Below are 12,971 nucleotides of genomic sequence, written 5' to 3'. Positions count from 1 at the left end.
TAGAGGATATTTGTTTATTTTTCAACAAAAGCCGAATGATTTGCTGATTGTATCTCTACGGGTCTCGCTCTAAGATAATATAACAGATGTATGTTAATCAACAACTGTTGAAGATTAGAGACAAAAGCTATGGAGGTTGTATAGATGAGACTTGAACACAAAGTGGCAGTTATTACAGGAGCGGCTTCAGGAATGGGCAAAGCGATTGCTTTATTATTTGCACAAGAAGGAGCAAAAGTAGTCGTATCTGATATTCAAAAAGAAGCGGCTCAGATCACAGTAGATGAAATAGAAGCCAGTGGCGGACAAGCTGTTGCAATCGCTACCAATGTGACACAAGAGCAAGAAGTACAACAATTAATTCAAAAAGCGGTCGAAGAATATGGAACACTGGATATCCTCGTAAATAATGCAGGCATTATGGATAACTTTGTACCGGCAGCTGATGTGACAGACGATTTGTGGGAACGTGTTTTTGCAATCAATACGACAGGAACAATGCGTACGATTCGTCAAGCTTTACCGATTTTTACAGAAAAAAGTAGTGGTGTGATTATTAATATTGCTTCTGCCGGTGGATTAAATGGATCTAGAGCAGGAGCCGCTTATACCGCTTCCAAACATGCTGTAGTGGGCTTAACCAAAAATGTGGGATTCCAATATGCTCCACTAGGTATACGTTGTAATGCGATTGCACCAGGTGGAGTAGCTACGAATATTAGCAGTACAATTAATGAACCAAATGCATTTGGAATGGAACGTGCCATGATCGGTATGAATCTGAATCCCAAAACAGGCGAGTCTCATGATATTGCAAAAGTAGCCTTGTTTCTAGCTTCTGATGATTCAAGCTTTGTGAATGGTACAGTGATCGTGGCTGATGCAGGTTGGACAGCTTACTAAGACTAATTAAAGACGATAATATGCTGAAATGGTAAATATAATCTAGAACAATAAATAACAAAAAGCCTGAATTCTTTTATCAGAATTCAGGCTTTTATCTATGTTATGAATAAACTACAAGTATATAAAAAAGTATATAAAATTAACGACGAGGTGAACGCGTCTGTGAAGTAAACAATACTTTTTGTCCCGTGCTATTCAGGCTAGGTGCACCATGAACCACATGAGGTTGTGATTTTGGTGTAGCTTGGAAAGCATCTTTGAACGAAGTAGAGCAACCTGAGCATAAGCGACCTTGAGCGATAGGCTGTAAGCAACATTCGCAAGGATACGTCAAATTTTTGTAACCATTGGATAATTTACCTTGTTTAATCAGATCGTGCAATTCTGTTAGTGGAACTTTAGTCGCTTCGCTTAAAGCTTCGGTTGTTGCTTTAGGAAATCTCCACATGTAATCCATACAGTTTTTCAGAGCATTATCTAACTGATTACTACAAGAAGAACATAAGTTACGCATATTTTTTTGGAAAATAGAACCACATTTTGAACAATAATCCACCATTAGAGTCAACACGATCACCCCTTACATCTCTTTTTAGTCTTTTAGATATAGGTACATAATACTATATAGCATACAATATAACAATAGACATATCATAATAATCACAAATTTTGTCGAAAAATAAAAATAATCCTGAATATGTAGGTATTAAGACATAATTCTAATAAGTAATATTGACTTGTATATCTTAAATTAAGTTCCTGTACTATATAAAGCAATAATGGGAATTTCAATCACTTTCTAATAAAAAAACAACTTATCCATCATTGGACAAGTTGCTTGTAGCTTGAATATAAATAGAACCATTCAATCAATGCATGCGGATAACAACTGTAATACTATTCTATAGCACTACATATTTCAATAAAATGTCCATCAGGATCGGTAATATAAGCAACTGTCTGTCCCCATGGTTTGACGACAGGTTCTTTAGCAATAACGACCTGTTGCTGGCGTAAGTGTTCAATCGTGGCAACAACGTCCTCAACGACAAAACCAATCTCAAATGTACTGGATGCCATCAAATCGTCTGCAACATCCAGTCCAATATCTTGTCGAACCGATTCACGAGTGTTAAACGATAAAGTAGTCATGCCTGTATCGAATTCAACATAAGTATCGACTTGCATTTTGACTGGCAATTGCAAAACATCTCTGTAAAAATGCATCGTTTCTTCTACATTGCGAACATACAAAATAATATACTTCATAGCTAATTTCATCTACTCATCCAACTTTCTTATCGTTATTTACATTCGGTGACATTATCAATCAAAGAATCTATATCTATTATGCCTGCTTAGATGGAATAAGCATTGGAAAAAACGGTCAATATCGAACGTTGATGTACATGCTTGTGATCGAGATACGTCAATACGATTCATTCCTTTTCAAAGTTGGCTAGGAGATAGTCCATAATAACGCTGAAAGTTATTAATGAAATGCGATTGATCATAATAACCATAAGAGGTGGCTAATTCACTCATCGGTAGCTGTGGGAAACGGTACATCGCCTGCAAAACCGACTGAAAACGAATAATATCAAGTACTTCTTTGGGACGAATACCTAGCTCCTGTTGGAAAATACGACGAATCGTTCGTTCACTATAATGAACTTCATGAGCAAGAGCGGCTAGATCCATTTGTCCACGCTGGGCGTACATCAATTGCAAACTATTAGAAAGTAAAGGATGAATCGAGCGAGAGTGAATATCATATGTATATAGCACTTGAAGTAGTCGTTGTTCAATACAATCGATTCGAGACTTTATATCAGGTGCATCTAACGTCTGTTCCCAAAAATCACCTGCTGCATAACCCCATAATTCCTCTAACAACATCTGTCCCCGTAGTTCAGCAATAGGATAACCAAGTATAGCTTGTACGGCTTCGATATACATTCGAATACCGAAAAAATTCATTGATTGTTGAGGATAAAAAACTTCATAACTAGACATCCACGAAGATACAAAAGCACCTTGAGTTGCAGACACAGCATCCATATCGAAAATAATATCAATACATCCGTCAGGAATAATACGGTATTCCAAAGCATGAGATAGAGTAGAAGAAGACATCTGAAAAGTGGATGACCAGTAACAAGCTACTGTATTTTGCAATGCTAGTCGTGGAGCATATTCTTGATAATCATAATAGGAATGAAGCAAATGAGATTGCAATTTGGGTGGCTGAATAGGGCGATAGATCATCCGAACACTCCCTTTCTCTATATCTTATTTGATTGTAACATGATCTACAATTACCGCTATCACAATAATAATTAACAAATTGTTATTATCATATTGTAAATATCAATAAAGGATGTTATATTGTTATTAACAAAAAGGAAATAACAAAGGAGAGATTGATTATGTTTGGATTCCGCTTCGTCAAATTTCAACCGAGTGAATATGTGATGAAAGTAAGAAACGGTAAAATAGTTAAAGAAGGCGTAGGCTTATCATTCCGTTATTATGCGCCGACCACTTCGGTAATTGTAGTACCTGTATCTTCTATTGATGTTCCATTTATCTTTGAAGAAATAACAAATGATTATCAGACGGTAACCGTGCAAGGACAATTAACTTATCGTATTGTCGATTATCGTAAAACAACTCAAATCCTCAACTACACTTACAATTTACGTAAAAATCAATATATTTCAGATGATCCGAATAAGCTGGCTCAACGGGTGATTAATATTGCGAAAGTATTGACCAAAAAGCATCTGGAACAAATGCCACTACGAGAAGCGATTCAATCCAGTGAACGATTAGCCCAAAGTATTACACGCGAAATTATGCAAAATGAAGAATTGGAAAAGCTAGGAATTGAATTGATGGGTTTCTCTGTATTAGCGATTCTACCTAATAAAGAAACAATGAGAGCGTTAGAAGCGCAAGCTCGTGAGCAGATTCTACGTAATGCGGATGATGCACTATATGAACGACGTAATGCATCGATTGAGCAAGAACGCCGGGTCAAAGAAAACGAACTAAATACAGAGATTGCAGTAGAAACCAAGAAAAAACAAATTCGTGAAACACAATTAGATGCTGAACGTTCAGTGAGTGTGAAAAAGAACGAAATCAAAGAAGAACAATTGCAATTCGATACGATGATGGAAGAAAAGAAACAACAGTTAACAGAATTGTCTATTGCCAATGCCAAATCACAAGCCGATGCCAAAGCATACGAAATGTCTGCGGTAATGAAGTCGCTTGAAGGTGTTAATCCTGCGCTGTTACAATCCATGGCGAATATGGGCATGAATCCTGATAAGTTAATCGCTATTGCTTTCCAGGGATTAGCTGAAAATGCAGGACGAATCGGGCAACTAAACATTACGCCGGATCTATTGCAAGGACTGTTATCAGAATCGAATAACCATCAACAACAGCAAGGAGGTCGGAGTAGATGAATAGCCGGATGAGCGAAAATAAAATTGTACTCGTAAAGCGTAAAACACGATTAGAAGAATTGATTGTTCGTTATAATACGATCCAGCAAGCACAATTTTATATTGAGCGTCTCGGTGTTGATTTTACCGACTATATTCAAGAAGATCAGAATTACCGCCATGCTGTAGAGCAATCAGTAATGACATTGCAAAGTATAGGCAGAGTACAATTGCTAGAACGCGAACATGTACCCAACTTTATTTTTGGGGATGATGATATTGTAGTGGTACTCGGTCAAGATGGATTAGTCGCTAATACGATGAAGTATGTCACACATCAACCATTGATCGGCGTGAATCCTGATCCACTACGCTGGGATGGAGTATTGCTTCCTTTTCAAGTGCGTGATCTGATTAAGATTGTACCGGAAGTATTGAGCAAGCGTCGTACGATTCAAGAAGTGATGCTTGCCAAAGCAGAGCTGAATGATGGGCAGACATTGTATGGAGTCAACGATTTATTTATCGGACGCAAAACGCATGTCTCTGCACGGTATCAATTACAGTTAGCAGGGCATACTGAACAGCAATCTTCAAGTGGGATTATTGTATCTACAGGGATGGGAGCCACCGGATGGTTCAAAAGTGTGCTCGCTGGTGCAAGTGGTATTGTGCATAGCGAAAGTTATCAGCAGATTACAGGCAGTGTCCAGTACGAGGAGACACAGTCAGTCACTACGACTTCATTAGCATGGGATACACCACAGTTATATTTTACAGTCAGAGAACCTTTTCCTAGTCGTACTACATCGACGAACTGTGTATTCGGACAAATTAATCAGAATCAACCGTTACGGATTATATCGCAGATGCCTGAAAATGGGGTGATCTTTAGCGATGGGGTAGAAAGTGACTTTCTAGAATTCAATTCAGGGATGACAGCAACGATCGGTCTAGCTGAGAAGCGAGGTCATCTGGTGGTATGATGATTATTTTGTGTTATGATATCCGTATCTGTTGAAGATAATACAGTAAGGGGTATGGATTCATGAATCAAAATATACAGCAATTCAAAGCTGATTTCTTCAAAGCTTTAGCTCATCCGATGCGGATTCAGATTTTAGAAGCTCTATGTACTGGAGACAAGACTGTGAATGAACTGCAAACGATTGTCGGTTCAGAAGGATCAGCCGTTTCTCAACAATTATCAATATTGCGTAGTAAAAATGTGGTGCAGAGTGTGAAAGAAGGCACGTCTGTGATCTATTCTTTACGTGATCCGTTGATTCAAGATTTGTTAGCAGTGGCGAAGCAGATTTTTGACAATCATCTTGTAGATGCGATCTCCTTACTTGAAGGGATGCGGAATGAACCAGAATCGATCAAGCATCTGGATTGAGGATAAAATCAATAGAATAGAATGATAAAAATAAAGTATCTCTCGTTTTATTGGAGGTACTTTTTGGTGTGTACACAATATCATTGACATGATCTATACATAGGCGTACTATCTCTGTATATTCAAATAATCAGATATTTAAAATAATGATCAAATATCTAAAAAGAGAAGGTAACTGGATGAAGTGGACAGGGAGATTTGCAGGATACAATAAGAATAGTTTGCGTAAAGACTTAATTTCAGGCTTGATTGTAGGTATTATTGCGATTCCACTTGGAATGGCTTTTGCGATTGCTTCAGGAGTGAAGCCGGAATATGGAATCTATACCACTATTATTGCAGGGATATGTATTTCTTTGTTTGGCGGTTCCAAATTTCAGATTGGCGGGCCGACAGGTGCATTTATTCCGATATTATTCGCAGTCGTTATGCAGTATGGCTATGAGAATTTATTGATAGCCGGCTTTATGGCAGGGGTATTTTTATTGATTTTGGGATTATGCCGATTAGGTAAATTGATCTCATTTATTCCTAGACCAGTAACGATTGGCTTTACCGCAGGGATTGCTGTTACGATTTTTGGAGGACAGATTGCTAATTTTCTCGGTCTAACAGCACTCACTAAGCATGAAGATTTTTTCTCAAATATGCGAGAAATTGTTACTCATTTGAATACATTTAATATCTATAGCTTAATCACCGGATTAATCTGTTTTTTGGCGATGATATTGACGGCACGATTTTTCCCCAAAGTACCAGGATCATTAATCGGCTTATGTATTTCTACAGCTGTAGCGGTACTCTTTTTTCAAGGAAAAGTGTCTACGATCGAATCTTCATTTGGCGCTATCTCGGGCGCACTTCCTCAATTTCATATTCCTAACTTAACGTTGGACAACATGACACTTTTGATTCGTCCTGCTTTAGTGATTGCGATGTTAGGCAGTATTGAGTCATTATTATCCGCTGTTGTAGCCGATGGTATGACAGGGACGCGTCATAATAGTAATCGGGAGTTAATCGGACAAGGAATTGCCAATATGATTACACCTTTATTCGGTGGGATTCCAGCTACAGGTGCTATTGCTCGTACAGCTACAAATATCAAAAATGGCGCTGTATCGCCGATTTCCGGTGTAGTACATGGAATAGTGGTTTTGTTAGTATTACTTCTTTTTGCTCCGTATGCTTCTCATATTCCGCTTGCCAGTATGGCGCCTATTCTTATGTTAGTGGCGTGGAATATGAGTGAACGTAAGCATTTTATGCATATGCTAAAAATCAAAACCAGTGATTCGCTTGTATTAGCAATCACTTTTCTACTAACGGTATTTGCTGATCTGACGACTGCTGTAGAAGTTGGATTATTGTTAGCTGTGGTTTTATTTGTCCAGCGGATGAGTCAAGGCTTAACGATCACTAAAGTGTTGCCTGATCCTGATTCCAAGCATCAACAAGTACACAGTCACATGGTCACCGAAAATCATGATTGTCCGCAGATTAGTATTTATACAGTAGAAGGGGCTCTTTTTTTCGGCGGAACCCATATAATTGAATCTGCTATAGATGAAGCTATCGCTAATCAACCTCGTGTGGTGTTGCTTCGGATGGCTAGAGTACCGATGATTGATACGACAGGGGATGCAAATGTACTGACACTGGTACATAAAGTACAAGCTTATGGCGGAATCGTTATCATCTCAGGTATTCAGCAGCAACCACTTGAACTGATGCGTAAAACAGGTCTATATACGATGATCGGAGCTAACCATTTCTATGAGCGTACAGGAGTGGCTATTAACAAAGCATTAGACCATCTGAACCTGGAACAGTGTCGTGGTTGTCAGCATTTTGCTTTTCATGAATGTCAGGCGTTGTCTGCTGGAATTCATACGCCATCTGTATCCACACCAGTACAACTAAGAAAAACGTTAGAAGCGAATATTTAATATCCATAAATAGATACCAAAAGTAGACGCAGTATAACTATCGGATCGCTGTATATCAACCCGATAGTTATATTGCGTCTATTTGTATTGTTTCATGATTCTCATAATAGACATTATAGAGTGAAACGATACTTCATTTATTTGATCTGAATTAGTGTTGTATCTCCTACACGATCGGCATCTCGCGTCACGACTTGTAACTGTAATGTTTTTGGTTGGTCTAATAAATTGCTATAAAAAATATATTCATAACTGTTGGGATCATCGAAAGCGACTTTGCGATTAAGCGCACGTAACAGCACTTCCTGATCGCCTTCGCCAGCAAGGATACCTGTAGCCTCAACCCATTGTCTACTGGTGTTGTACGGCTCGAAAGGCTGATCTGATGTGAAGCGTACACGCATCTCCAGTGGAGACATTTCTACACGAGCTAAAGCAACAGTATGATCTCCTAAAGTAATCGTATGATTCGGATAAACAATTTCAGTCTCAGGTCGCTTGAATTGACTGGCTAATGAGAAGTGGATAAGTAAGGTAGGTGAATGATGCATATCTTCTGTACTGGTATTGGTCACCGGATCGCTAAGTCGACCTTCATCAACAGAAGCGATCTGGAATTTGGCTGCAATTTCTTGTGGAAAAGGTTCTCTAGATTTCAAACGAATAGTGGTCGTGCCACGGAATACATTCTCCCGATCGGCATCATGTGTTCCATTATTGCGTGAATGCCCTAACGATTTGCCAGTAGCGATACTGCTTAATTTGACACTGTTCATCCCATAGATTTCTTGTCCATTTAAGCTTTTGGCAGTATACAGAAGGATTAACTGATTCTCATCGGCTGTTACAGCATTGACAGTGACAATATAACCGTCTTTCTCAGCGCTTTCATTTACATACTGAATATAATTATGTTTGATAGCCGAGATTAAGCTTTGGTTCTGAATGACTTCCGATTGATATTGCTGAAAAGGTTCTAATTTGCCCCAAGAAGAGGCAGTAGTGTTGGTACTTTCAGTAGGCATAGGCACAATAAGTAAGATCAACATTACAACAGAGGTAAAACCGACCACAACCAGTAATCGAGCATCCAACCAGGGGAAACGTGAGCGCATGCGTTTGGCTTCGAATAGAGCTTCTTCATCTGTTGGAGTAGGGGTATGAGACATTTCCGATACAGAAGGTGTCTGTGTATGTAATGGAGTACTAGATGATTTAGAATGTTCTTGTTTGGATGTACTCATAATGACTATTCCTCCTGATTCAGAATGATTTACAAAGTTGCTTAATTATTATAAAGACTGAGTGTAGGATGCATTTGTATCTTTTTATGTCTACTTCTTCTAAGTACTTATTGTATATATCGGTGGTAAATCTACTTTTGTTACGGTTCTACGAGAAGTCAGAAGGAAAATCTCTCTTTATTCTATCTTACTACTAAGAAGCATTACAAGCAGACCGACAACAGCCCTAATCTCTTTTGAAAAGCAATCCTTTTCATTTTAGAGAATTAGGGCTGTTTGATCTATAGGTTTTAATATCTATTTTATAGTAAGCATAGAGGTTGCCGATACGGATCTGTATTAAATTTTGAATTCGTTCATTTCACTATGCAGTTGTTCAGCGGTCTCGGCTAGAGAAGACGAAGAAGCATTGATTTCTTCCATCGATGCTAATTGCTCTTGTGTCGCAGCGGATACACTAAGCATACCTTCAGCAGACTCTTGAGCAATATGAGAAATCTGTCTAGAATACTCGACAATCTCTGTTGTGCTAGCAGACATTTCTTCAGCACCGGCAGATACTTCTTCAATATCACTTGCAACTTGATTAACAGCTTGTAAAATATCCTGGAATGCTGTACCTGCAACTGCAACCGAAGCCATCCCTTTATCAAATTCACGATTGTTCAATTCAACAGCTTCAATCGCATTTAATGTATCTTTCTGGATAAACGAAACCAGTTCTATAATTTGCTTCGCCGATTGAGAAGATTGTTCAGCAAGCTTACCGACTTCATCAGCTACGACTGCAAATCCACGACCTGCTTCACCTGCACGAGCCGCTTCAATCGAAGCATTCAGAGCGAGTAGATTGGTCTGTGAAGAGATCCCAGTGATCACTTTGGTAATATTACCGATTTCTTGTGAACGATTACCTAACTCTTTCACAACAGATCCCAAAGACTGAAGAGATTGTTGGATCGAATCCATTTGGGCAACCGCTTGCTGAATCGCCTGGTTACCATCGGAAGACTTACTTGCTGCATCTACCGCAGAAGTGGATACTGTCTGTGCACGCACAGCGATTTGTTCGACTCCAATTGCCATTTCTTGCATCGCTTGAGAAGATTTCGTTGCAATATCGACTTGTTTAGCGGTACCAATCGCATTTTCCTGTACCGTTTCAGCGATTTGTTCAGCTGCTTGTTTGTTCTGTTCACTACTTGCTGTTAGTTGTTCAGACGAAGCCGCTACCAACTCGGACGTAGAAGCGACCGATTCGATAACCTGACGTAGATTTTGCTTCATTAGGTTAAAGGAAACAGCAAGTGAACCGATCTCATCTTTATTTTTGATGATAAGGTCAGCACCTGTCAGATCACCAGCAGCGATCTGTTCAGCCGCTTGTTGCAATGATTTGGCAGGTTTGGAGATTGAGCGTGCAATAAGGAAAGCAATAACCAAAGCAACAATAACAGCGATTACACTTAGGACAATAATATTAAAGCTTGCTGTCCGAGAGATATCTACAGATTCATTAGTAAGTTGCGTTGCTTGCTTGTTATCATAAGCAACCAATTCAGCAATCGTTGAGTTCGCATTATACCAGAAAGCGTATGCATTACGATGTAATAAGATCGCTTTATCCAGTTCATCATTCAGACCTGCATTTAATACATTAGGAGAAACTTTAACATAAGCTTCATACTGAGTAGAGAAGCGTTCATACAATCGCTGCTCATCATCACTTTGAATCAATTTTTCATAAGCTGTACGTTCCGTTTGGATTTTGGCTAATAATGCAGTATAGTCTTGATTTAATTTAGTTACTTCATCTGCATTATCTTCGATAATAATATTGATCAGTAGACGCTCTAGATCGGAAACATCCCCATTAAGTGTACCTAATAAAGTCACACTCGGCATCCATTTGGTATTCACATCGGTTGCTTGATTCCCCATCGTTCTGGTGCTTGTTAGAGCAAGTAAGCTAACAATAACTAATAACAGGATTACACTCAAAAATCCAGTTAATAGCTTAGTTTGTATACTCATTTTGATTCTGCTAACTTTGCCTACACGTAATCGTTTCATAATATTTTGTCCCCCAATATGTAATAGTGACGTTCTCAACTTTATCTATATCGACAAAATCTTTTTATAATTTAGTTTTTTTAGGAAAAATTAGTTCTAAGGGCGTAGTTCATAGGGTTGTATTTGTAAATGCTTACATATTAATATATCTATTCTTTATTTTTAGGGATGTACTATTACTCACAATGTAAGCGAGTAGCCCACAACAAAAAAAGCAATCTATAGTGGTTACCTATAAATTGCTTTCTATTATGCTATTTATATTTCATTTTGTACTATCCATTTAAAGCGGTGTATCAAACGATTACTTCTGACGAATCCATGCTAATGCCATCGTACCTTCACCTGCATGAACACCTACAACTGGAATAAAAGGAGCAATCTCGATTTTGAGGAAAGGAGCAAAAAGACTAATTTCTTTTTCCATCTGGAATGCTTCTTCAATATTGTTAGCATGCATAATACAGACACTTTTAACAACATTAATATCTCTTTTTAATATATCCATCAATTTTAATTTGGCTTTTTTAAATGTACGAATTTTGTCTTCTACAATAATCTTACCTTCTACAAAACGTAGCAATAAATGAATACGTAGCAATTGGCTAATCACCAGTTGAGTACCAGATACACGTCCACTACGATGCAATTGAGAAAGACTAGCTGGAATGAGATAGAAGTCCATATTTTCGATGATCATATCAATTTTGGCTTTAATCTCCAGGGCAGTATCACCTTGTTGTTGCCATTTGATTCCTTGCATGACCATTTCACGTAAAGGGAAAGCACCTACTCTAGAATCAATACCGATCACTTCTGTTTCGGTAATCTCAGCTGCTTGTAGAGAAGTGTGATACGTACCACTTAATTCAGAAGAACAATGAATCACAATAATATCGTCATACTTGCCTTTAAGTGATTCATAGAGTTCCATAAACTCGCCAATGGGAGGTTGTGAACTACTGACACTTTCATGTTGACGCATTTTCTCATAGAACTGTTCTGAGGTAATTTCTACATTTTCTTTGTAAGCTTCGTTGTTCACAATCAGACGTAGAGGTACAATATAAATATGATTCTCTGCTGCAAAGTCTTTATCAATCATAGCTGTACTGTCTGTTATCCAAGCAATCGATTTCATTCAAACCACTCTTTCTGTACACAGGGATATAATATAGTAGAAAGGCTATATTAAGATTATTAAAATTTTAACATATAAAACTAATAACTTTGTGATATAGTTATTATAACCATATAGAGATATAAACACAAACTTCGTACTATACAACCTACAATATTTATTCAGCTCAAGGAGGATTACATATGGAAGACAAACTTGCTCAAGAATTAGAAGCATGGGGCAAAGAGAAAGTAGCATATACATTTCCTCGGTGGGAGCAGATTCCAGATATAGAGTTGTATATGGATCAAGTGATTGCCTTACTGGAAAAGCATTTTCACAAGTTCCCAGGAGATAGTGCAGGTAAGTTGATCTCACCTTCGATGATTAATAATTATGTCAAACAAGGGATTATTCCGCCTACTATCAAAAAGCGTTATTCCCGTACCCATATTGCTTATCTGATGATGCTCTGCACACTTAAGCCAGTCTTGCCTTTGGCTGTAGTGCAAGGGATTATCGAGTTTCAATTACAGACCAAAACATTTGCCGAGGTCTATGATCACTTTGCAAACGAACAAGAACAAGCTTCGGTCTATACGATGGCACAAGCCAAAGCCGAAAGCGAATTATTGGGACAGACAGCAGCAACAGAGCAAGAAATGCTCAGCAATCTTTCGCTCAAAATGGCGGTATTGGCGAACTCTAGCAAAATTTTAGCAGAAAAGATTATTGAGATGGAGCGAGCAGAAGGCAAACTCTCGACTTTGGATGATAAAGGGAAGAAAAGTAAAAAGATCAAAATGTAAAACGATTAGGCAT

Annotated in this window: 12 protein-coding genes; 6 read left to right on the top strand and 6 right to left on the bottom strand. The window is 38.3% G+C overall.

Annotated features, from left to right (window positions below; genetic code table 11):
* Positions 1 to 144: 144 nt before the first annotated feature.
* On the top strand, positions 145 to 903 hold the full coding sequence (locus PO903_RS18670) for an SDR family oxidoreductase (protein ID WP_273594263.1): 759 nt from the start codon (positions 145 to 147) through the stop codon (positions 901 to 903).
* A 142-nt stretch (positions 904 to 1,045) separates the two neighbouring features.
* Here the strand turns inward: PO903_RS18670 and PO903_RS18665 are convergent, their stop codons facing one another.
* The 3 genes from PO903_RS18665 to PO903_RS18655 all read right to left on the bottom strand — a co-directional run bounded on the left by PO903_RS18665 (position 1,046) and on the right by PO903_RS18655 (position 3,174).
* Positions 1,046 to 1,474: a hypothetical protein gene (locus PO903_RS18665; protein ID WP_069328735.1), complete on the bottom strand. Its 429-nt coding sequence runs from the start codon at positions 1,472 to 1,474 to the stop codon at positions 1,046 to 1,048.
* A 329-nt stretch (positions 1,475 to 1,803) separates the two neighbouring features.
* Entirely contained in the window at positions 1,804 to 2,187 is a 384-nt protein-coding gene (locus PO903_RS18660) for a VOC family protein (protein ID WP_273594262.1), read from the bottom strand.
* Between the two features lie 168 nt (positions 2,188 to 2,355).
* Complete coding sequence (locus PO903_RS18655; RefSeq protein ID WP_273594261.1) at positions 2,356 to 3,174, bottom strand: helix-turn-helix transcriptional regulator; 819 nt, start codon at positions 3,172 to 3,174, stop codon at positions 2,356 to 2,358.
* Between the two features lie 161 nt (positions 3,175 to 3,335).
* Between PO903_RS18655 and PO903_RS18650 the strand changes: the two genes are divergently transcribed.
* The 4 genes from PO903_RS18650 to PO903_RS18635 all read left to right on the top strand — a co-directional run bounded on the left by PO903_RS18650 (position 3,336) and on the right by PO903_RS18635 (position 7,712).
* Positions 3,336 to 4,385 carry an SPFH domain-containing protein gene (locus tag PO903_RS18650; protein WP_069328732.1) on the top strand — a complete coding sequence of 350 codons (1,050 nt, stop codon included), beginning with the start codon at positions 3,336 to 3,338 and terminating at the stop codon, positions 4,383 to 4,385.
* Positions 4,382 to 5,350, top strand: a complete 969-nt coding sequence (locus PO903_RS18645) for an NAD(+)/NADH kinase (RefSeq protein ID WP_273594260.1) — start codon at positions 4,382 to 4,384, stop codon at positions 5,348 to 5,350. The genes PO903_RS18650 and PO903_RS18645 overlap by 4 nt, the downstream gene beginning before the upstream one ends.
* Positions 5,351 to 5,412: 62 nt before the next feature.
* Entirely contained in the window at positions 5,413 to 5,763 is a 351-nt protein-coding gene (locus tag PO903_RS18640) for an ArsR/SmtB family transcription factor (RefSeq protein WP_273594259.1), read from the top strand.
* A 179-nt stretch (positions 5,764 to 5,942) separates the two neighbouring features.
* Positions 5,943 to 7,712 carry a SulP family inorganic anion transporter gene (locus tag PO903_RS18635; protein ID WP_273594258.1) on the top strand — a complete coding sequence of 590 codons (1,770 nt, stop codon included), beginning with the start codon at positions 5,943 to 5,945 and terminating at the stop codon, positions 7,710 to 7,712.
* Positions 7,713 to 7,849: 137 nt separating this feature from the next.
* On the opposite strand, the gene PO903_RS18630 is transcribed toward PO903_RS18635, so the two are convergent.
* The 3 genes from PO903_RS18630 to PO903_RS18620 form a co-directional block, all read right to left on the bottom strand.
* The gene (locus PO903_RS18630; protein ID WP_273594257.1) at positions 7,850 to 8,956 is read right to left on the bottom strand and encodes a DUF4179 domain-containing protein; all 1,107 of its coding nucleotides are present in this window, start codon (positions 8,954 to 8,956) and stop codon (positions 7,850 to 7,852) included.
* 339 nt (positions 8,957 to 9,295) lie between these two features.
* Positions 9,296 to 11,029, bottom strand: coding sequence for a methyl-accepting chemotaxis protein (locus PO903_RS18625; protein ID WP_273594256.1), 1,734 nt, complete (start codon positions 11,027 to 11,029; stop codon positions 9,296 to 9,298).
* A 304-nt stretch (positions 11,030 to 11,333) separates the two neighbouring features.
* On the bottom strand, positions 11,334 to 12,170 hold the full coding sequence (locus PO903_RS18620; RefSeq protein WP_273594255.1) for a DegV family protein: 837 nt from the start codon (positions 12,168 to 12,170) through the stop codon (positions 11,334 to 11,336).
* 182 nt (positions 12,171 to 12,352) lie between these two features.
* Between PO903_RS18620 and PO903_RS18615 the strand changes: the two genes are divergently transcribed.
* On the top strand, positions 12,353 to 12,958 hold the full coding sequence (locus PO903_RS18615; RefSeq protein WP_273594254.1) for a DUF1836 domain-containing protein: 606 nt from the start codon (positions 12,353 to 12,355) through the stop codon (positions 12,956 to 12,958).
* Positions 12,959 to 12,971 lie beyond the last annotated feature (13 nt).

The organism is Paenibacillus sp. PK4536 (assembly GCF_028594455.2).
Classification (GTDB): Bacteria; Bacillota; Bacilli; order Paenibacillales; family Paenibacillaceae; genus Saccharibacillus; species Saccharibacillus nuruki.
This window is presented reverse-complemented; position numbering and strand designations above follow the sequence as displayed.

Coding starts and splice junctions, on each gene's coding strand:
- PO903_RS18670 (WP_273594263.1), top strand. CDS start 145: ATGAGACTTGAACACAAAGTGGCAGTTATTACAGGAGCGGCTTCAGGA.
- PO903_RS18615 (WP_273594254.1), top strand. CDS start 12,353: ATGGAAGACAAACTTGCTCAAGAATTAGAAGCATGGGGCAAAGAGAAA.
- PO903_RS18655 (WP_273594261.1), bottom strand. CDS start 3,174: ATGATCTATCGCCCTATTCAGCCACCCAAATTGCAATCTCATTTGCTT.
- PO903_RS18630 (WP_273594257.1), bottom strand. CDS start 8,956: ATGAGTACATCCAAACAAGAACATTCTAAATCATCTAGTACTCCATTA.
- PO903_RS18640 (WP_273594259.1), top strand. CDS start 5,413: ATGAATCAAAATATACAGCAATTCAAAGCTGATTTCTTCAAAGCTTTA.
- PO903_RS18650 (WP_069328732.1), top strand. CDS start 3,336: ATGTTTGGATTCCGCTTCGTCAAATTTCAACCGAGTGAATATGTGATG.
- PO903_RS18620 (WP_273594255.1), bottom strand. CDS start 12,170: ATGAAATCGATTGCTTGGATAACAGACAGTACAGCTATGATTGATAAA.
- PO903_RS18660 (WP_273594262.1), bottom strand. CDS start 2,187: ATGAAATTAGCTATGAAGTATATTATTTTGTATGTTCGCAATGTAGAA.
- PO903_RS18645 (WP_273594260.1), top strand. CDS start 4,382: ATGAATAGCCGGATGAGCGAAAATAAAATTGTACTCGTAAAGCGTAAA.
- PO903_RS18635 (WP_273594258.1), top strand. CDS start 5,943: ATGAAGTGGACAGGGAGATTTGCAGGATACAATAAGAATAGTTTGCGT.
- PO903_RS18625 (WP_273594256.1), bottom strand. CDS start 11,029: ATGAAACGATTACGTGTAGGCAAAGTTAGCAGAATCAAAATGAGTATA.